This is a genomic window from Stenotrophomonas sp. OVS01A, assembly GCF_019969775.1.
Lineage (GTDB): Bacteria > Pseudomonadota > Gammaproteobacteria > Xanthomonadales > Xanthomonadaceae > Stenotrophomonas > Stenotrophomonas indicatrix.
The window spans coordinates 149,822-169,108 of sequence record NZ_JAHXYV010000007.1 but is presented as its reverse complement, the minus strand read 5'-3'; the positions used below and the strand labels follow the sequence as shown (position 1 = coordinate 169,108).

General features: G+C 69.0%; 12 protein-coding genes. All 12 read left to right on the top strand.

Going from position 1 to position 19,287, the window contains the following annotated elements; genetic code table 11:
• The first annotated feature begins 135 nt into the window (after nt 1–135).
• The 12 genes from LC407_RS19025 to LC407_RS18970 all read left to right on the top strand — a co-directional run bounded on the left by LC407_RS19025 (nt 136) and on the right by LC407_RS18970 (nt 19,279).
• Nucleotides 136–8,592, top strand: a complete 8,457-nt coding sequence (locus LC407_RS19025) for an ESPR-type extended signal peptide-containing protein (protein ID WP_223483411.1) — start codon at nt 136–138, stop codon at nt 8,590–8,592.
• A gap of 161 nt (nt 8,593–8,753) precedes the next feature.
• Nucleotides 8,754–10,640: a S8 family peptidase gene (locus tag LC407_RS19020; RefSeq protein ID WP_032977158.1), complete on the top strand. Its 1,887-nt coding sequence runs from the start codon at nt 8,754–8,756 to the stop codon at nt 10,638–10,640.
• Nucleotides 10,641–10,775: 135 nt separating this feature from the next.
• A complete protein-coding gene (gene gspE / locus LC407_RS19015) occupies nt 10,776–12,497 on the top strand; it encodes a type II secretion system ATPase GspE (protein WP_059065971.1) in 1,722 nt (573 codons plus the stop codon).
• Between the two features lie 24 nt (nt 12,498–12,521).
• A complete protein-coding gene (locus tag LC407_RS19010) occupies nt 12,522–13,742 on the top strand; it encodes a type II secretion system F family protein (protein ID WP_025876710.1) in 1,221 nt (406 codons plus the stop codon).
• A 49-nt stretch (nt 13,743–13,791) separates the two neighbouring features.
• On the top strand, nt 13,792–14,235 hold the full coding sequence (gspG, locus tag LC407_RS19005) for a type II secretion system major pseudopilin GspG (protein ID WP_032951922.1): 444 nt from the start codon (nt 13,792–13,794) through the stop codon (nt 14,233–14,235).
• A 6-nt stretch (nt 14,236–14,241) separates the two neighbouring features.
• Nucleotides 14,242–14,736, top strand: coding sequence for a GspH/FimT family pseudopilin (locus LC407_RS19000; protein WP_025876706.1), 495 nt, complete (start codon nt 14,242–14,244; stop codon nt 14,734–14,736).
• Nucleotides 14,733–15,152 (top strand): prepilin-type N-terminal cleavage/methylation domain-containing protein, encoded by a 420-nt coding sequence (locus tag LC407_RS18995; protein WP_154879310.1) that lies wholly within the window; start codon nt 14,733–14,735, stop codon nt 15,150–15,152. The genes LC407_RS19000 and LC407_RS18995 overlap by 4 nt, the downstream gene beginning before the upstream one ends.
• The gene (locus LC407_RS18990) at nt 15,149–15,781 is read left to right on the top strand and encodes a type II secretion system protein J (RefSeq protein ID WP_032977169.1); all 633 of its coding nucleotides are present in this window, start codon (nt 15,149–15,151) and stop codon (nt 15,779–15,781) included. Before LC407_RS18995 ends, LC407_RS18990 begins: the two co-directional genes overlap by 4 nt.
• A complete protein-coding gene (locus LC407_RS18985) occupies nt 15,778–16,641 on the top strand; it encodes a type II secretion system protein GspK (RefSeq protein ID WP_025876700.1) in 864 nt (287 codons plus the stop codon). Before LC407_RS18990 ends, LC407_RS18985 begins: the two co-directional genes overlap by 4 nt.
• Nucleotides 16,638–17,807 carry a PilN domain-containing protein gene (locus tag LC407_RS18980; protein ID WP_140226166.1) on the top strand — a complete coding sequence of 390 codons (1,170 nt, stop codon included), beginning with the start codon at nt 16,638–16,640 and terminating at the stop codon, nt 17,805–17,807. The genes LC407_RS18985 and LC407_RS18980 overlap by 4 nt, the downstream gene beginning before the upstream one ends.
• Entirely contained in the window at nt 17,788–18,501 is a 714-nt protein-coding gene (gene gspM / locus LC407_RS18975) for a type II secretion system protein GspM (RefSeq protein WP_263292389.1), read from the top strand. Before LC407_RS18980 ends, gspM begins: the two co-directional genes overlap by 20 nt.
• Entirely contained in the window at nt 18,491–19,279 is a 789-nt protein-coding gene (locus LC407_RS18970; protein ID WP_223483409.1) for a general secretion pathway protein GspN, read from the top strand. Before gspM ends, LC407_RS18970 begins: the two co-directional genes overlap by 11 nt.
• Nucleotides 19,280–19,287: the final 8 nt, after the last annotated feature.

Genomic DNA, 19,287 nt, shown 5'->3' with positions numbered 1-19,287 from the left:
TTTTCTGTCCCTGCGCGCCGTTCGGCAATACCCGCAGTAAATCACGCGAATAAACGCCCCCAGGGGACGTTGGGCCACGAAGGCTCGGCGGTGGCGTTGCTTTGCCCAAAACCAGTCCAATCAGGAGCCGTACCGATGAATCGGATTTATCGCAAGGTCTGGAACAAAGCATTGGGTCAGTTGGTGGTGGCCTCGGAACTGGCCTCTTCCAGCTCATCAGGCGGGGTCGTCGACCAGCGCCGCGGTGCGACCGATGCCGCGCCGGCACGACTGGCTGCAGCGCTGGCCTTGGCAATGGGACTGGGCATGACCGGCATCGCTGCGGCGCAGTCGGTCGAGATTGGGGGCAGCGCGAACTGCGTGGTGCTCAACAGCAAGGTGCTGGACAAGTGCGCGGTCGATGGCAGCGCCAGCGCCAAGGGCAGCAACGCGGTGGCGATTGGTGCGGGTACCAGCGCCACCGGCGCCAACAGCGTGGCGCTGGGCGCCGGCTCCAAGGCAACGCGCGCCAACACCGTTTCTGTCGGTGATGCAGGCAAGGAACGGCAGGTGACCAATGTCGCCGCCGGTACCGCCGCCACCGATGCGGTGAACAAGGCACAGCTGGATGCACAGGCGCGCGCCACGCAGGCCGCGCTTGCGCAGGCGGCGGCCGAGGGCAGCCGCTATTTCAAGGCCGATGGCGCTGGTGATGACAGCGACGCGGCAAAGATCGAAGGCCAGGGCGCCATCGCGGTCGGTAGTGGCAGCCAGTCGCTGGCCAACGCCACCACCGCGGTCGGCACCCAGGCGATTGCCGCAGGACTTGGTGCCAGTGCTTTCGGCCAGAACGCGCTCGCCTTTGGTGATGCCAGCGTGGTGGTCGGGCAGAGTGCGGCCGCCTTCGGCCTTGGCGATACGGCGGTAGGCGCAAGTGCCGTGGCCGCCAGTGAGAACGGCGCAGCCACCGCACTGGGTGCATTGTCCGAAGCCAGCGCCGATGGCGCTACCGCGGTCGGCGCGGGTGCCGTGGCGATGGGCCCAGGCAGCACCTCGCTGGGCCGCGGTGCGACTGCCGCCAACGAAGCCTCCATTGCCGTCGGTGCGTTCAGCACGGCGGTGGGCGAATACAGCACCGCGCTGGGTTCCAATTCGGCGGCCGTGGCTACCGGCAGCGTGGCGCTGGGCGCCGGCTCGCTGGCCGACCGCGTCGATACCGTGTCGGTGGGTGCGGTCGACTACGGCCTGACCCGGCAGATCACCAGTGTTGCCGCCGGTACCGAAGACACCGATGCGGTCAACGTCGCTCAATTGAACGACGTGGCAGCGGTAGCCGATACCACCGCCAAGCGATTCCAGGCCACCGGCAGCAGCAACAGCGATGCCGGTGCGTTGGCCGAGGGAGATGACGCGCTCGCCGCTGGCGAAGCCGCCAATGCGATCGGCAACGGTACGACCGCCGTCGGTGCAGGTGCGACCGCCGTCGCGCAGAACGCCACTGCGGTCGGCAACAACGCGCTTGCATCTGGCCAGAACAGCGCGGCCTTCGGCAACAACGCGCAGGCAGTCGGCCCGGGCAGCGTCGCCGTCGGCGGTGCTGCGGTGGATGCCGATGGCAATCCGCTGATCACCAGTGGTGGCGTGCCGGTAGAGACCGGCGCCACCAGTGCCGGGGTCGGTGGTACCGCCGTCGGCGCCAGCGCCGATGCCGGTGGTTTTGCAGCGTCGGCGTATGGTGTGGGAGCTTACGCGGCAGGTGCGCAGTCGTCGGCATTCGGTGCTGTCTCCAATGCCATCGGCGACTACTCCACGGCCGTCGGTACGCAGAGCAACGCTACCGGCACCAGCAGCGTGGCCATCGGTGGCCCGGCCGATCTGATCCCGGGCCTGGGCTTCTTCGTGCAGACCCAGGCCAGTGGCGAAGCGGCCACGGCCGTCGGTGCCGGTGCCATCGCCAGCGGCGACCAGGCCGTGGCCAATGGCAGCCTGACCGAGGCCTCCGGTGCCGAGTCGGTCGCAGTGGGCTACTTCGCCTATGCACCGGGCGAGAACGCCAGCGCGCTGGGCGCGCAGACCTGGGCCAGTGGCACGCAGAGCACCGCCGTCGGCTACTACGCCACTGCGCGTGGTGCCAACAGCGTTGCACTGGGCGCCAATTCCGAAGCGGTGCGCGCCAACAGCGTGGCCGTGGGCAGTGCCGGCAACGAGCGGCAGATCACCAGCGTGGCGGCCGGCAGCGAAGCCACCGATGCAGTGAACAAGGCCCAGCTGGACGCCGTGGCCAGCACCGCCGACACCACCGCGCGCTTCTTCCAGGCGCAGCCGGAAAGCGGCAGCGATGCCGGTGCGTACGCAGAAGGCGAGGGTGCGGTAGCGGCGGGTTCGGCCAGCAACGCCATCGGTGCCGGCGCGCTGGCACAGGGCGCAGGCGCTGCGGCCATCGGCGCCGACAGCGTGGCGCTGGGTCGCAATACCTTCGCCGACGGTGACGGTGCGGTAGCCGTGGGTGGCCTCGGCCAGGCCTACGACGAATACAACCAGCCGCTGCTGGATGAGCAGGGCAACCCAGTGCAGATCGGCACCACCGCTTCGGCCGGTTCCACCGCCGTCGGCAATGCCGCGCAGGCGACCGGTGCCAGCAGCAGCGCCTTCGGCAATGCGGCACAGGCCACCGGCGACAACAGTTTCGCGGCAGGCGGCAAGTCGCGCGCTACCGGCAGCTATGCCGTCGCCGTCGGCGACAGCGCCTTCGCCAAGGCCGATGACAGCACCGCCGTGGGTGGCTACAGCACTGCCAGCGAGGAAGGCGCCACCGCCTTCGGTGCCGGCGCGTGGGCCACCGGCCGCAATGCCTCCGCGTTTGGTCCGGCGGCATGGGCCAGCGCCAACGGTGCCACCTCCATCGGCTACAACAGCTGGGCCAACGGCACCAGTTCCACCGCCGTCGGCCGTGGCGCCTTCAGCTACGGCGACAACAGTGTTGCGCTGGGCTTCCAGGCGCTGGGCAACAGCATCAACAGCATCGCCATCGGCACCAACACGGTGGCCGGCGGTGAAAGTGCGATCGCCCTGGGCGCGGGCAGCACGGCCAGCGGAAACAACGCGGTTGCGCTGGGTGCCGGTTCGGTGGCCAGCCGCGACCGCAGCGTGTCGGTGGGCAGCGCGGGCAATGAGCGGCAGATCACCAGTGTGGCGGCCGGTACCCAGGCCACCGATGCGGTGAACAAGTCGCAGCTCGACGCGGTTGCAGCCAGTGCCGCGACCACCGGCAAGTACTTCCAGGCCAGCGGCAGTGCCGACAGCGACGCCGGTGCCTACGTGGAAGGTGACAACGCGCTGGCCGCGGGTGAATCGGCCAATGCCATCGGCAACGGCGCAACCGCCCTCGGCAGTGGCGCCAATGCACTGGCCGGCAACGCACAGGCCATCGGCTTCAATGCCCTGGCCAGCGCGGCCAATGCCAGCGCCATCGGTGCCAACGCACAGGCGACCGGCGAATACGCCACTGCTCATGGTGCCGAGAGCGAAGCCAGCGGCGAGCAGAGTGCGGCCTTCGGCGCGGCCTCGGTGGCCAGCGGCGCTGGCAGCACCGCCAGCGGCGTGCTGTCCGAAGCCAGCGGCGAAGAAGCCGTGGCGGTAGGCTACTTCAGCAACGCCAGCGGTGAGGCCGCCACTGCGGTCGGCAGTGAAAGCGTGGCCAGTGGCACCGCGTCGGCAGCATTCGGCATCGGTGCCGAAGCGACCGGTGGCTACAGCACCGCCATCGGTGGTTACGCCAACGCCTCGGCATTCAACGCCACTGCCTTCGGCAACTTCGCCAACGCCTCCGGTTCCAACAGCGTCGCGCTTGGTGGCGATTCGGAAGCGTCCGGTGCCTACAGCACCGCCACCGGCCAGGGCAGCCTGGCTACCGGCACCAATGCCGTGGCCGTCGGTGGATCGTTGTTCGGCCTGCTGGCGACCGAAGCATCCGGCGACTATTCCACCGCGGTCGGTGGCGGCGCCTATGCGCCGGGCATCAACAGCACCGCGCTGGGCAATGCGGCTGAATCGCGCGGTGCCAACAGCGTGGCGCTGGGTGCCGATTCGATTGCCGACCGCGACAACACCGTGTCGGTCGGTGGCGGCGGCAACACCCGCCAGATCACCAACGTGGCCGCCGGTACCCAGGGTACCGATGCGGTGAACAAGGACCAGCTGGACGCGGTGGCCGCCGAAGGCGCAAAGACCAGCAAGTACTTCCAGGCCAGCGGCAGCGCCGACAGCGATGCCGGTGCCTACGTGGAAGGTGACAGCGCGCTGGCCGCCGGTGAGGCCGCCAATGCGATCGGCACCGGCGCCACCGCACTCGGCAGTGGTGCAACAGCGGTAGCGGCAAACGCTACGGCGGTAGGCTTCAACAGCCTGGCCAGCGGCGGCAGTGCGGCTGCGGTGGGCAACAACGCACAGGCGACGGGCGAAGACAGTGCGGCGCTCGGCAGCGGCGCGGTGGCCAGCGAAACCAGCACCACCGCAACCGGTGCAGGCGCGCAGGCGACGGCGGTGTACAGCACGGCCAACGGTGCCGAGGCGGTCGCCAGCGGTGCGCAGTCGCTGGCCAGTGGCTTCCGTTCGGCAGCCTCTGCAGACGGCACCACCGCAGTCGGCGGCTACAGCGAAGCCAGCGGTCGCCTCGGCTCGGCGCTGGGCTATGGCACCGTGGCCAGTGGTGCCAACAGCACCGCTGCCGGCGTGTTCGCTGCGGCGTCGGGCGCCAGCTCGGTGGCGATGGGTGATTCCAGCGAAGCCAGCGGCGATGAGAGCGTGGCCATTGGTGGCAGCACCTTCTTCGGCCTGGTGCCATCACGTGCCAGTGGCTACGGCGCAGCGGCGTTCGGTGCCGGTGCCTGGGCCACCGACGACTACGCCACTGCAATCGGCTGGAATTCGTGGGCCGATGGCGCCGAGTCGACGGCACTGGGTGCCAGCGCTACCGCCAACGGTGCCAACAGCGTCGCCCTGGGCGCAGGCTCCAAGGCCGACCGTGACAACACGGTGGCCGTCGGCAGCGCCGGCAGCGAACGCCAGGTGACCCACGTGGCGGCTGGCACCGAAGGCACCGATGCGGTCAACAAGAACCAGCTCGATGCTGTCGCCGCAACGGCGGACAAGACCAGCAAGTACTTCCAGGCCAGCGGCAGCGCCGACAGCGATGCCGGTGCCTATGTGGAAGGCGACAACGCACTGGCTGCCGGTGAAGCGGCCAATGCGATCGGCAATGGCGCCACCGCGCTCGGCAGTGGTGCCACGGCCGTGGCCGCCAACGCGACCGCCGTGGGCATCAACTCACTGGCCACGGGCAGCAATGCGGCTGCGGTAGGCAGCAACGCGCAGGCCACCGGTGAAGACAGTGCCGCACTCGGCAACGGCGCGGTAGCCAGTGGCATCAGCGCCACCGCTACCGGCACCGCTGCACAGGCCAGCGGCGTCTACAGCACCGCCAACGGTGCGGAGGCCGTCGCCAGCGGTGCGCAGTCGCTGGCCAGCGGTTTCCGCAGTGCCGCTTCGGCCGATGGCACCACCGCCATCGGTGGCTACAGCGAAGCCAGCGGCCGCCTCGGCACTGCACTGGGCTACGGCTCGGCGGCGACTGGTGCCAACACCACGGCTGTCGGCTTCGGAGCGGCGGCAGCAGGCAGCGGCGCCGTCGCCGTCGGTCAGTCCAGCGAAGCCAGTGGCGCAGAGAGTGTCGCCATCGGCGGCAGCACCTTCTTCGGCCTGATCCCGTCGCGTGCCAGCGGTACCGGTGCGGCGGCCTTCGGTGCCGGTGCCTGGGCGACCGATGACTACGCCACCGCGATCGGCTGGAATGCATGGGCCGATGCGGCTGACAGCACCGCCCTGGGTGCCAGCGCGACCGCCAACGGTGTCAACAGTGTCGCCCTCGGCGCAGGTTCGAAGGCCGACCGTGACAACACGGTGGCCGTCGGCAGCGCGGGCGGTGAACGCCAGGTCACCCATGTTGCCGCCGGCACCGAGACCACCGATGCAGTGAACAAGGGCCAGCTGGATGCCGTGGCCAGTGTCGCCGACAAGACCAGCAAGCACTTCCAGGCCAGCGGCAGTGCCGACAGCGACGCCGGTGCCTACGTCGAAGGTGACAATGCGCTGGCGGCCGGTGAAGCGGCCAATGCGATCGGCAATGGCACCAGTGCGCTCGGCAGTGGCGCCACCGCGGTCGCGGCCAACGCCACCGCCGTCGGCTTCAATGCGCTGGCCAGTGGTGAAGACGGTGTGGCGATCGGCAGCAGCGCCAGCAGCACGGCCGGTGGCGCGATTTCCATCGGCGTGGAAAGCAGCAGCGCAGGCCCGGCCAGTGTGGCCCTCGGTGCGCAGTCCCAGGCGCAGGGCATCGGTGCGGTCGCCGTCGGCGGCATCGCCCAGGCCAACGGGCTGGCCGCAACCGCGGTCGGTTATGGCGCAACCGCTGATGGTCGCGAAGCCACCGCCGTCGGCAACTTCGCGTCGGCCAACGGCTGGCAGTCCACCGCCTACGGCGCCGGTGCCACGTCCGCCTTCTTCGGCACCGCGCTGGGCAGTGGCGCGCAGGCCGCCGAAGTGTCCACAGCCGTGGGCCAGGGCACCGTCGCGCAGATCGCCGGTGCTGGTTTCGGCGTGCAGGCGCGCGCCGGCCAGTTCGGTACCGCACTGGGCAACAATGCCACCACCGGGCTCAATGGCGTGGCGGTCGGCTTCAACGCGCTGGCCGGACAGGACGCCAACAGCGTTGGCACGGGCCAGCACACCACCGCGATCGGCAGCGAGGCATGGGCCACCGAGGACGGTGCCACCGTGGTCGGCTACAACAGCTATGCGCAGGCCACCAATGCCACCGTGCTGGGCAGCAATACCTGGACCACCAAGGACGCCGACAACAGCGTGGCGCTCGGTGCAGGTTCGCTGGCCGACCGTGCCAATGCGGTATCGGTGGGTGCGGCGCAGGAGTGGGTCGATGCTGCCGGGGTCAGCCACAGCGCGATCAACCGCCAGGTGACCAACGTGGCCGCCGGTACCCAGGCCAACGATGCGGTGAACAAGGGCCAGCTGGATGCAGTGGCCTCCACCGCCGACGCCACCAGCAGGCACTTCCGTGCCAACGGCAGCGGCACCGCCACTGCCAGCGGTACCAACGCAGTGGCGGTGGGCTCCAGTGCCACTGCCAGTGGCAACCGCAGCAATGCACTGGGCAGCAACGCCAGCGCCGTCGGCAACGCATCACTGGCCGTAGGCGCCAATGCCGCCGTCACCGGCAGCAACTCTGTGGCACTCGGTGCCGGCGCGCGTGCGGTGGATGCAAACGTGGTGTCGGTCGGCGGCGGCAACGGCACGGATGGTCCTGCTACACGCCGCATCGTCAACGTTGCCGATGGCCGTATCGCCGCCGGCAGCAGCGACGCCGTGACCGGTTCACAGCTCAACGTCACCAACCAGCGCGTGGGTGCGGTGGAAACCCGGGTCGGTGATTTCGACTCGCGCATCGCCACCGTTGAAACCAGCGCGGCCAGCTCGGTCGGCTATGACGATGCCAGCCGTGACCGCCTGACCCTGGCCGGTATCCAGGGCACCACCATCGACAACGTCGGCGCCGGCAGCATCGCCTCCGGCAGCCGCCAGGCGATCAACGGTGGGCAGCTGTTCCAGTCGCTCAGCGATGCCGCCAGCTTCCTCGGCGGCGGTGCCAGCGTCGGCATGCAGGGCGTGTTCGTCGCGCCGAACTATGTGATCCAGGGGTCCACCTACAGCAACGTCGGCGACGCACTGGGCGCACTGGACCGCAAGGTCAGCGAGATCGATCGTCGCACCGCCAGCGGCACGCGTTCCGGCGCGGCCAGCCTGCGTTCGATGGCCGCTCCGCTGGACGCAGACGCGTCCAACGTGGCCACGGCGTCGGCTGCCACCGACGCGAGCCTGGCTGATGGCGGATCGGCAACGGCCCGTGTGCAGGGCACGCCGACCGCCGCCAGCGCAGGCAGTGCTCAGCCAGCACTGGTCGCAGGCGGTGGCGTCAACGCCGTCGCGATGGGCGATGGCGCTGTCGCCAGTGGCGCATCGTCCACCGCTGTCGGCCAGGGCGCGAGTGCAACGGCGGCCAATGCGGTGGCGCTGGGCCAGGGCTCGGTTGCCGATCGCGCCAACACCGTCTCGGTCGGCAGTGAGGGCAACGAACGCCAGGTCACCAACGTGGCGGCCGGTACCACCGCAACCGATGCGGTCAACAAGGGCCAGCTGGATCGTGGCATCACCACCGCCAACAGCTACACCGACAGCCGCGTGCAGGCAGTCACCGACAGCTTCGATGTGTTCAAGGGTGAAGTCGATGGGCGCCTGCGCCACATGGATCGCCGCATCGACCGCCAGGGCGCGATGAGCGCAGCGATGCTCAACATGGCCACCAGTGCCGCCGGCATCCGCACCCAGAACCGGGTCGGCGTCGGCATCGGTTTCCAGGGAGGCGAGTCGGCCATGTCGCTGGGCTACCAGCGTGCGATCAGCGATCGCGCCACGGTCACCGTCGGTGGTGCCTTCAGCAGTGATGACAGCTCGGTCGGCGTGGGTGCCGGCTTCGGCTGGTAAGTGCGCAACAACGTGCCGGTGGACAACCCATCGGCACGTCGAGCAGTGAGCGCCAAAGGGGCGTGGCATGGCAACCCTGGTGGGCCAGCCAGGGCAGTCGCAGGGAGTGATGGCCGTAGTGAGCTCCGTCCGTGCAACGGACGGAGAAGGAAAGCTCAACCATGACCTTGAAGAGGATTTCGAACGTGACCAAGAAGCAGACCCTTCGCATCAATGTGCTGGCTGCCGCCGTGTTGTCGCTGACTGTCGGCGTCGGTGCGGCGCATGCGGCCAAGCCGGGCGTGGCCAAGGAACCGGCGCGCGTGGCCAGCACTGCCCAGCAGAGCGTGGACGGCATCATCGTGAAGTACCGCAACGGCACCGCGGCCGCCAGCGATCGTTCGACCAAGCTCTCGGTCGTGCAGTCGGCACTGTCGCGTGCCATCGTCAGCAGCGGCACCACCAGCCGTGCTGCGGCACTTTCCCCGCTGGTGGAGCGCAAGCTCGGTACCGGTGGCGACCTGATCCGCCTGAAGTCCCGGCTGGGCTCGGCCGACATGCAGAAGGTACTGGCTGAACTGAATGCCGATCCGTCGGTGCAGTACGCGGTGGCCAACGTGCGCCTGCAGCGCTCGGACCTGCGTGCCACCAATGCGCAGCCGGCACTGGTGCCCAACGATCCCAACTACGCGCAGTACCAGTGGAACTTCTTCAACGCCACCGGTGGTGTGAATGCACCGGCCGCGTGGGATCTCTCGCAGGGTGAGGGCATCGTGGTCGCCGTGCTCGATACCGGCATCCTGCCGGGCGTGCCGGATTTCGGCAGCAACCTGCTGGAAGGCTACGATTTCATCAGTGACAAGGAATCCTCGCGCCGCCCGAACGATGGCCGCGCACCGGGTGCCACCGACTACGGCGACTGGGTGGAAACGGCCAACGAGTGCTACACCGGTTCCGAACCGGAAGGCAGTTCCTGGCACGGCACGCACGTGGCCGGCACCATTGCCGAGGTGACCAACAACGGCAGTGCCCTGGCAGGCCTGGCCTACAAGGCCAAGGTGTTGCCGGTGCGCGTGCTGGGCAAGTGCGGCGGCACCCTGGCCGACATCAGCGACGCCATCACCTGGGCGTCGGGCGGCACCGTGCCGGGCATTCCGGCCAACACCAATCCGGCGGAAATCATCAACATGAGCCTGGGCGGTGGTGGCGCCTGCGATGCCGCCTACCAGGACGCGATCAACGGCGCCGTGTCGCGCGGCACCCTGGTGGTGGTCGCGGCCGGCAACGAAACCGACAACGCGTCCAAGTACCGTCCGGCCAGCTGCAACAACGTGGTGGCGGTGGGTGCGACCCGTGTCACCGGTGGCATCACCTATTACTCCAACTACGGCACCGCGGTAGACCTGTCGGCCCCGGGCGGTGGCGGCAGTGTCGACGGCAACCCGAACGGCTACATCTGGCAGGTCGGTTCCAGTTCGGAAACCACCCCGGACGCCGGTGAGTGGGTGCTGATGGGCAAGGGCGGTACCTCGATGTCCTCGCCGCACGTTGCCGCGGTGGCTGCCATGGTGCAGAGCGCGCTGATCGCCAAGGGCAAGGAGCCGCTGGCCCCGGCCGCGCTGGAAACCCTGCTCAAGCAGTCGGCGCGCAAGTTCCCGGTGACCATCCCGGCGGCCACCCCGATCGGTACCGGCATCCTCGATGCCAAGGCCGCACTGGATGCCGCGCTGAAGGAGCCGTGCACCGAGAACTGCGAGCCGGAAGGCATTCCGCTGACCAACAAGGTGACCGTGGGCGGGCTGGCCGGTGCGGCCGCCAGCGAAACCGTCTATACCTTCGAAGCGGCGGCCGGCAAGACGCTGAGCGTGCTGACCTACGGCGGCAGCGGTAACGTGTCGGTATACCTGGCGCAGGGCCGCGTGCCCACCGCGACCGACAACGATGCCAAGTCGACCCGCCCGGGCAATACCGAAACCGTGCGCGTGGCCAAGCCGGTGGCCGGTACCTATTACATCAAGGTGGTGGGTGAAGCGGCTTACAGCGGGGTGAGCATTCTGGCGACCCAGTAATCACCGGCTGTCGTAAATGAACAAGCGAGGCCCGTTACCTGTGTGACGGGCCTCGTCTTTTTACGAAAGAAGAACCGGAGCGGGTGGAAACCACGGCTTAACTGCTAAAGTCGGGACGATCGACAGGAGAGTCATGTGAACGCGCTCGCTGCCACTGCCACCGACGACACTGAAGGCCGCATCCTCGATGCGCTGCTGGCACGTGGTCGGCTCAAGGAAGGAGATCTGGCACGTGCGCGGCCGCTGCATGCCGAGTCCGGTGGCAGCCTGCTTGGCCTGCTGGTACGGCTTGGGCTGGTGTCCGAACGTGACCAGGCGCAGGCCAGCGCCGATGTGCTGGGCCTGCCGCTGCTGGAAGGACGGCAGCTGCCTGAATCGCCACCGCAGGCGCTGGCCGAAGGCCTGCCGCTGTCGCTGCGCTTCCTCAAGCAATTCCACGTGTGCCCGCTGGCGCTGGATGAACACGGCGTGCAGCTGTGGTTGGCCGACGCCCACGATCCTTACCCGCAGCAGGCCGTGCAATTGGCACTGGGTGTACCGGTCACGCCGCTGCTGGGCATGCGCGCGGAGATCGATGATCTGGTCGAGCGCTGGTTCGGCCAGGGCCGCAGTGCGATGGGCGCGATCGTGGAAACGGCCGATGGCGAGGGCGGCGCAGTGGACGATATCGAGCACCTGCGCGATCTCGCTTCCGAAGCGCCGGTGATCCGCCTGGTCAACCTGGTGATCCAGCGCGCGGTCGAACTGCGCGCGTCGGACATCCACGTAGAGCCGTTCGAAAACAGGTTGAAGGTGCGTTACCGCGTCGATGGCGTGCTGGTCGAAGGCGAGAGCCCGCCGGCCAACCTGACCGCCGCGGTGATCAGCCGCATCAAGATCATGGCCCGGCTCAACATCGCCGAGCGCCGCCTGCCGCAGGATGGCCGCATCATGCTGCGCGTGCAGGGCAAGGAACTGGACCTGCGTGTCAGCACGGTGCCCACCGCGCACGGCGAAAGCGTGGTGATGCGCCTGCTTGATCGCGAGACGGTGGTGTTCGACTTCCATCGGCTGGGCTTCACCGATGCCTTCCTGCCGCAGTTCCGCAAGGTGCTTGAACAGCCGCACGGCATCCTGCTGGTGACCGGCCCCACCGGGTCGGGCAAGACCACCACGCTGTACACCGCGCTGAGCCAGCTCAACACCGCCGACGTCAAGATCATCACCGTTGAAGATCCGGTCGAGTACCAGATCGAAGGCATCAACCAGATCCAGGCCAAGCCGCAGATCGGGCTGGATTTCGCCAATGCGCTGCGCAGCATCGTGCGCCAGGATCCGGACATCATCATGATCGGCGAAATGCGCGACCTGGAAACCGCGCGCATCGCGATCCAGTCAGCGTTGACCGGCCACCTGGTGCTCTCCACGCTGCACACCAACAATGCCGCAGGCGGCATCACCCGCCTGCTCGACATGGGCGTGGAAGATTATCTGCTCACCTCCACCATCAACGGCATCCTGGCCCAGCGCCTGGTGCGCCGGCTGGAGCCGACCCACGCCGAACGCTACGAAGCCTCGCCGGAAGAGATCGAACGCTTCGACCTGCGCCGCCTGCAACCGGATGGAACGATCTACCTGTATCGCCCGAAGCCTTCGGCGCTGGCGCCGACCGGCTACCTGGGGCGCACCACCATCATGGAATTCCTGGTGATGAACGACGCGCTGCGCCGTGCGGTGATGCGTCGCGATGGCATGGGCGAGATCGAGCGCATCGCCCGCGAAGCCGGCATGCGCACCATGTACGAGGACGGCCTGAGCAAGGCCCTGAGCGGGCAGACGACCCTCGAGGAAGTCCTGCGCGTGACCGAGGAAGGCTGATGCGCGTGCAGGGACGACGCTGACATGCCGAACTACCGTTACAAGGCACTGAACCCACACGGTGAAGTGTTCGACGGACAGATGGAAGCGGCCAGCGAGGCCGAGCTGGTCGCGCGCCTGCAGGACCAGGGCCATCTGCCGATGGAAACGCAGCTGGCCGACGGGGGGGCGGTTGGCGGCAGCAGCCTGCGCGGCCTGTTCCGCCAGCGTCCGCTGCAGGGCGCGGCATTGCTGCAGTTCACCCAGCAGCTGGCCACCCTGCTCGGTGCCGGGCAGCCGCTGGACCGCGCGCTGTCGATCCTGCTCAGCCTGCCCGAAGACGAGCGCTCGCGCCGCGCGATCACTGACATCCGCGACGTGGTGCGTGGTGGCGCGCCGCTGTCGACTGCGCTGGAACGCCAGCACGGCCTGTTCTCGCGTCTATACGTGAACATGGTGCGCGCCGGCGAAGCCGGTGGCAGCCTGCACGACACGCTGCAACGCCTGGCCGACTACCTCGAACGCAGCCGTGCGCTGCAGGGCAAGGTGATCAACGCGCTGGTGTACCCGGCGATCCTGCTGGTGGTGGTGGGTGGTGCGCTGCTGTTCCTGCTGGGCTACGTGGTGCCGCAGTTCGCACAGATGTACGAAAGCCTGGACGTGGCGCTGCCATGGTTCACCAACCTGGTGCTGCAGCTGGGCCTGTTCGTGCGCGACTGGTGGGTGCTGCTGCTGGTGGTGCCGGGCGTGCTGCTGCTGTTGTTCGAACGCAAGGTGCGGCAGCCCGCGTTCCGTCTGGCGCTGGATGGCTGGCTGCTGCAGCGCCGGGGCATCGGTCGCCTGCTGGGCGAGCTGGAAACCGCTCGGCTGGCGCGCACCCTGGGCACACTGCTGCGCAACGGCGTGCCGCTGCTGGGGGCGCTGGGCATCGCCCGCAACGTGCTTGGCAACCGCGCCCTTGCGGCAGACCTGGAGACCGCCGCCGACGAGGTCAAGAACGGCACCGGCCTGTCGCTGGCGTTGTCGCGCGGCAAGCGTTTTCCCCGGCTGGCGCTGCAGATGATCCAGGTCGGCGAGGAGTCCGGCGCGCTCGATACCATGCTACTGAAAGCTGCTGATACCTTCGAACAGGACAGCGCCCGCCGCATCGACCGCCTGCTGGCGGCGATGGTGCCGGCGATCACCCTGGTGCTGGCCTCGGTGGTCGGCGCGGTGATCGTGGCCGTGCTGGTGCCGTTGTACGACCTTACCAACGCCATCGGCTGACGATGGCCTCCTTCGCAACCCCGACATCCCGTACCTGAAAGGACCGACCATGATTGCTTCCCGTCGACCGATCCGCCTTTCCTTCACCGCCGCACGCCACCAGTCGGGCATGAGCCTGCTGGAGATCATCATCGTCATCGTGCTGATCGGCGCGGTGCTGACCCTGGTCGCCAGCCGCGTGCTCGGCGGCGCCGATCGTGGCAAGGCCAACATCGCCAAGGCGCAGGTGCAGACCGTTGCCTCCAAGGTCGACAACTACCAGATCGACACCGGCAAGCTGCCCGCCTCGCTCAACGACCTGGTGACCGCGCCGGCCGGCGTCGGTGGCTGGCTGGGCCCGTATGCCAAGCCTGCCGACCTCAACGACCCGTGGGGCCACGCGCTGGAGTACCGCGCACCGGGCGAGGGCCAGGCGTATGAACTGATCAGCCTGGGCAAGGACGGCAAGGCTGGCGGCAGCAGCGTCGACGCTGATATCCGCTACCAGCCGTAAGCACGCATGCTGCTTTTCCTGCCGCGCCGGGTGTCACGCCCGCGCCTGCACGGCAGGCGCGCGGCGGGCCTGTCGCTGCTGGAAATGCTGCTGGTGATCGCGTTGATCGCGGCCATCGGCCTGATCACCGCCGCTGGCATGTCGCGCGGCTTTGCCGGCATGCAGCTGCGCAGTGCCGGCAAGGACATCGCCAACCAGCTGCGCATGGTGCGCGCGCAGGCCATTGCCCGCGGCGAACCGCAGCGCTTCGTGATCGAACCGGCGCAGCATCGTTGGCAGGGCGCCAGCCAGCGCCACGGTGAAGTGCCGGCCAAGCTGAAGGTGCAGTTCGAAGGTGCCGCGCAGTTGGCCACCGCGCCCGGCCAGGGCGTGATCGAATTCCATCCCGACGGCGGCTCCAGTGGCGGCCGCATCCGCCTGCAGCTGGAGAGCGCCGAGTGGCGCATCGATGTCGGCTGGTTGACCGGTGAAGTCCGTTCCGGACCGTGGCGGGCGCAATGAGGTCGCGCGCCCGTGGTTTTACCCTGCTGGAAGTGATCGTTGCCTTCGCCTTGCTCGGGCTGGCGCTGACGCTGTTGCTGGGCAGCCTGTCCGGTGGCGCGCGGCAGGTGCGCGACGCCGAGCTGCGCACGCGCGCGGTGCTGCACGCGCAGTCGTTGCTGGCCGCCGCCGGGGTGGAAGCACCGCTGCAGGTCGGCAGCCAGCAGGGCGAGTGGGAGCAGGGGCGTTATCACTGGCAGCTGCAGGTGCAGCCCTGGGCCGAGCCGCGCAGTGGTGCGCTGCCCGCTGCGCAGTCGCCGGGCGCACCCTGGCTGGCGGAACTGCAGCTGCAGGTGCGTTGGGGCGACAGTGAACGCGAGCAGTTGCGCTGGCGCAGCCTGCGTCTGTTGCCGCCCGCGCTGGAGAATGCGCGATGAGGCGCCGCGCGCGGGGCTTCACCCTGGTCGAAGTGATGCTGGCCACGGTGCTGCTGGCAGGCGGCCTGGCGCTGGCGTTCGCCAGCGTTCGCTCGGCGATGGCGATCAGCCAGCGCGGCGAGCAGATTGCCGCGCAGAGCGAACGCATGCGCGCAGTGCAGGCCCTGCTGCGGCGGCAGCTCGCCAGTGCCCTGCGCAGCCCGCTGGAAGTGCCCGATCCCACCCGCGAACCGGTGTTCTTCCAGGGTGACGATCAGGGCATGCAGTTCGTTGCCGACCTGCCGGGCTATCTCGGTCGTGGCGGCCCTTACCTGCATGCGTTGCAGGTGGATGGCGCAGCCGGCCACCGCCGCTTGCTGCTGGGGCTGGTGCTGCTGCAGGAAGGCGAGCGCATCGAAGAGAACCCGCCGCGCCCGCCCGAAGTGCTGGCGGAGGAGTTGAAGGACGTAAGGCTGCGCTACCGCGGTGTCGACGCCAGCAACGGGCAGCTGACCGAATGGTTGCCACGCTGGGAGGACACCCGACGCCTGCCATTGCTGGTGGAAGTACAGATCGTGCCGGCCAGGGGCACGCCGTGGCCGCCGCTGGTGGTGTCACTGCGGGCCGGTGGCAGCGGAGGTGCGCGATGAAGCGTCCACGTGGTGCCGCGCTGGTCCTGGTGCTGTGGTTGATCGCGCTGATGACCGCGCTGGTCGGCGCCTTTGCGCTCAGCGCACGGGTCGAACACCTGCAGCAGCGGGTGCTCGGTGACGACGCACGCGGCCAGGAGCGCGCCCGCGCCGGCCTGGAATACGCGTTGCTGCGGCTGCAGCCGGACCCGCAGCGTCCGCCGTGGCAGGCTGATGGCCGCGCCTATCGCTGGCAGTTCGACGACGCCCGCATCGAGATCCGGGTGTTGGACGAGAACGGCAAGATCAACCTCAACCTGGCCGATGCGGCCCTGCTGTCCGCATTCATGCAGGCACTGGGCGAGCCGGCAGAAAGCGCCAGGCAGCTGGCCGGTGCGATCATCGACTGGCGCGACGAAGACAGCCTGCTGCAGCCCGGTGGCGGTGCCGAGGCGCCGGAGTACGCCGCCGCAGGCCTGCCCTATGGCCCGCGCAACAAGCGCTTTGAAACCCTGGGCGAACTGCAGCGGGTGCTGGGGATGCGCGGGTCGCTGTATGCCGCGATGCTGCCGCACCTGACGCTCTACAGCCGGCAGGCGCGCCCGGATCCACGTTTCGCCAGTGGACCGGTGTTGACGGCATTGGGCCTGGATGCGGAACAACTGCTGGCGCAACGCGCCCAGCAGGAGCGTGACGGAGATAACGCTGCGGGTGCATCAGCGCTTGCCAGCGGCAGTGGCACCTATAGTATCGAGTCCCGCGCCACTGACGGCAGCGGACGCCTGTCGGTGCTGCAGGCGGTGGTGCGCAACGGATCGGGCGGGGTGCCCGGCCGGACCTACACAGTGCTTCGCTGGGAGCAGGGAATGGCAGCAAGATGACGGCGTGGCAGGACAGTCTGCGGCAGGTGCAGGGCCAGATCGGCCCCGGTGCCGGCCGTTTCCTGCGCTGGTGGCGGCAGTCGTTGCTGGCCTGGGTGCCGATGCGTTGGCAATGGGCGCTGGGCTGGTCGCAGACCCGCTTGCTGCTGCAGTGCGAGGACGGGCAACTACAGGTCTGGCGTGAAACCGGCGACGGTCTCGAGCCCGTGGCCCGCCTGCCGTGGCCGCTGCAACCGGCGGACCTGGACCGCGTGCTGGAGCCGCGCCTGCGCAGCCTGCCACGGGTGTGGCTGCTGCCGGCCGGGCAGGTCCTGCGGCGCAATCTGCGTCTTCCTGCCGCAGCCGCTGACCGCCTGCGTGCGGTGGTCGGCTACGAGATCGACCGGCAGACACCGTTCGAAGCCAGCCAGGTCAGCTATGACATCCGTGAGCTGGGCAGTGCCGGCGAAGGCCTGCTGCAGGTGGAGCTGGTGGCCTGGCCGCTGCGCCAGCTGGATGACTGGCGCGCGCAGATCGGCGCGTGGGCCGACGTGCTGGCCGGTGTCGATGCGATCGATGCCCAGGGCCGCGCGCTGCAGGTCAACCTGCTGCCGCCCGCGCAGCGTCAGCAGCGACCGGACCCGATGCGGCGCTGGAACCTGCTGCTTGCCATGGCTGCGCTGGTGATGCTGGTGCTGGCGGCGATGCAGTTGCTGGACAACCGTCGTGACGCCGTCGATGCGCTGCGCGCAGACGTCGAGCGCAGCGCCCGCAGTGCGCGTGGCGTGGCCAGCGAACGCAGCCAGCTGCAGGCGCTGCTGGATGGAGCGGCGTTCCTGGAAGCACAGCGCAACCAGCGCGCCAGTACCGTCGAAGTCTGGAACGAGCTGACCCGACGCCTGCCCGATGGCACCTACCTGGAAAAACTGGCGATCGAGAACAACAGCCTGCAGTTGATCGGCCTCAGCAGCGAAGCATCGCAGCTGGTCACGCTGCTGCAGGACGCGCCGCAGTGGCGCAAGGTCAACCTTACCGGCGTGCTGCAGGCTGACGGTGCCGCCAGTGGCCGCGACCGCTTCACCCTGACCGCCGAGCTGCAGCCATTGCCTTCGGCGGCAGCGGCGCCGGCACCCGCCCCGACTGCAACCACGGAGGCGGCCAATGCCGATGCCAAGCGTACGCCGTGACCGCTGGCTGGCACTGGCACTGCTGTTGGCAGTGCTGGGCCTGGCCTACCTGCTGCTGGTGCACCCGTGGTTCACCCAGCCGCTGCGCGCCATCGATGCCGATGCCGCCGCCCTGCGCGAGCGCCAGCAGCGCGTGCAGGCGCAGCTGCATCAGCAGCCGCAGATCGAACAGCGGCTGCGCGCAACCCGCGACGCCCTGCAGCAGCGCCCGGGTTTCCTGCAGGAAGCCACCGCCGAGGCCGCCGCGGCCGCGCTCGGCGCACGCCTGCAGGATGCAGTGGCGATGGCCAGCCCGGGCAACCGCAGCTGCACCATCAGCAACCGCACGCCGTTGAGCGACAACCGTCGCGATGCTGCGTTCGTGCGCGTGGCCATGCAGGTGCGCCTGCGCTGTGGCGTGGCCGAACTGGCCACCGTGCTGCACAGCCTGGAGACCGGCAGCCCGCGCCTGTTCGTGGACAACCTCAACCTGATCGCACAGCGCTTCCAGCAATCGCCCAACGAATCCGGCCTCGGCCTGGACGTGTCCTTCGAGCTGGCCGGCTACCTGTTGCCGGCGGCTGCTGCCGATCCCTCGACAGCGCCCGCGGCCACGCCGCCTGCAGCGGCGCCGGCGGTGTCGCCGCCGGCACCTGTGCCGTCACCGGCGGAGCAGCCTGCCACCGATGCGCAGGAGGTGGCTGATGAAGCTTGAGCAGATCAGCCTGCGCACCGGGCTGTTGCTGGCGCTGGCCGGATGGGCCGCAGCGCTCTGGCTGGCCACCGGCTTCGGTCTTGGCAGCCAGCTGCCCACGGTCAGTGCGGAGGGCGACGCGCAGGCCGCGCTGCCGGCGCTGCCCGTGTTGGCGCCCGAACGCATGGCCGGCGCAGACAGCTACAGCGTGATCAGCGAACGGCCCCTGTTCGCCGAAGACCGCAAGCCGCGCCCGTACCTGCTGGGGGGCAGTGAAGCCGCCGCCAGTCCGGCACTGCGCCTGACCGGCGTGCTGATGACCGGCGACTTCAGCATGGCCACCTTCACCACCGAGCAGGGCCGGTCGCTGCGCCTGCGCCTCAACGGCGATGCAGTCGATGGCTGGCAGCTGGTGGCATTGGAACCGCGCCAGGCCACGGTGATCGGCTCCAGTGGCAGCCAGGTGCTGGAACTGGCCGTGTTCAATGGCCAGGGCGGTGAAGCGCCGACCGCGCTGCGCGGAGCCACTGGCACACCGCCTGTGCCTGGCGCGGTGGTTCCGCCGCCGCCACCGCAGCCAACGCCCAGCCAGACGCTGCCCACCCCCCGTGCCGCCGATGGCAACGTGGCTCCCGCCTCGCCTGCACCGGCCGCGGCCGCCGCACCCACTGCAAACACCAACGGTCCCAGCGAAGCGCAGATGCAGGCCATCCGCGAACGCATCCAGGCCCGCCGCCGTCAGCTGCAGCAACAGCAGCAACAACCGTCGCCGCCCCCGGGCGATGGCACCAACCGATAGAGTGAATG

Bases quoted from the DNA above. Each gene is read 5' to 3' on its own strand.
- LC407_RS19025 (WP_223483411.1), top strand. From the start codon at position 136: ATGAATCGGATTTATCGCAAGGTCTGGAACAAAGCATTGGGTCAGTTG.
- LC407_RS19020 (WP_032977158.1), top strand. From the start codon at position 8,754: ATGACCTTGAAGAGGATTTCGAACGTGACCAAGAAGCAGACCCTTCGC.
- LC407_RS19010 (WP_025876710.1), top strand. From the start codon at position 12,522: ATGCCGAACTACCGTTACAAGGCACTGAACCCACACGGTGAAGTGTTC.
- gspG (WP_032951922.1), top strand. From the start codon at position 13,792: ATGATTGCTTCCCGTCGACCGATCCGCCTTTCCTTCACCGCCGCACGC.
- LC407_RS19000 (WP_025876706.1), top strand. From the start codon at position 14,242: ATGCTGCTTTTCCTGCCGCGCCGGGTGTCACGCCCGCGCCTGCACGGC.
- LC407_RS18995 (WP_154879310.1), top strand. From the start codon at position 14,733: ATGAGGTCGCGCGCCCGTGGTTTTACCCTGCTGGAAGTGATCGTTGCC.
- LC407_RS18990 (WP_032977169.1), top strand. From the start codon at position 15,149: ATGAGGCGCCGCGCGCGGGGCTTCACCCTGGTCGAAGTGATGCTGGCC.
- LC407_RS18985 (WP_025876700.1), top strand. From the start codon at position 15,778: ATGAAGCGTCCACGTGGTGCCGCGCTGGTCCTGGTGCTGTGGTTGATC.
- LC407_RS18980 (WP_140226166.1), top strand. From the start codon at position 16,638: ATGACGGCGTGGCAGGACAGTCTGCGGCAGGTGCAGGGCCAGATCGGC.
- gspM (WP_263292389.1), top strand. From the start codon at position 17,788: ATGCCAAGCGTACGCCGTGACCGCTGGCTGGCACTGGCACTGCTGTTG.
- LC407_RS18970 (WP_223483409.1), top strand. From the start codon at position 18,491: ATGAAGCTTGAGCAGATCAGCCTGCGCACCGGGCTGTTGCTGGCGCTG.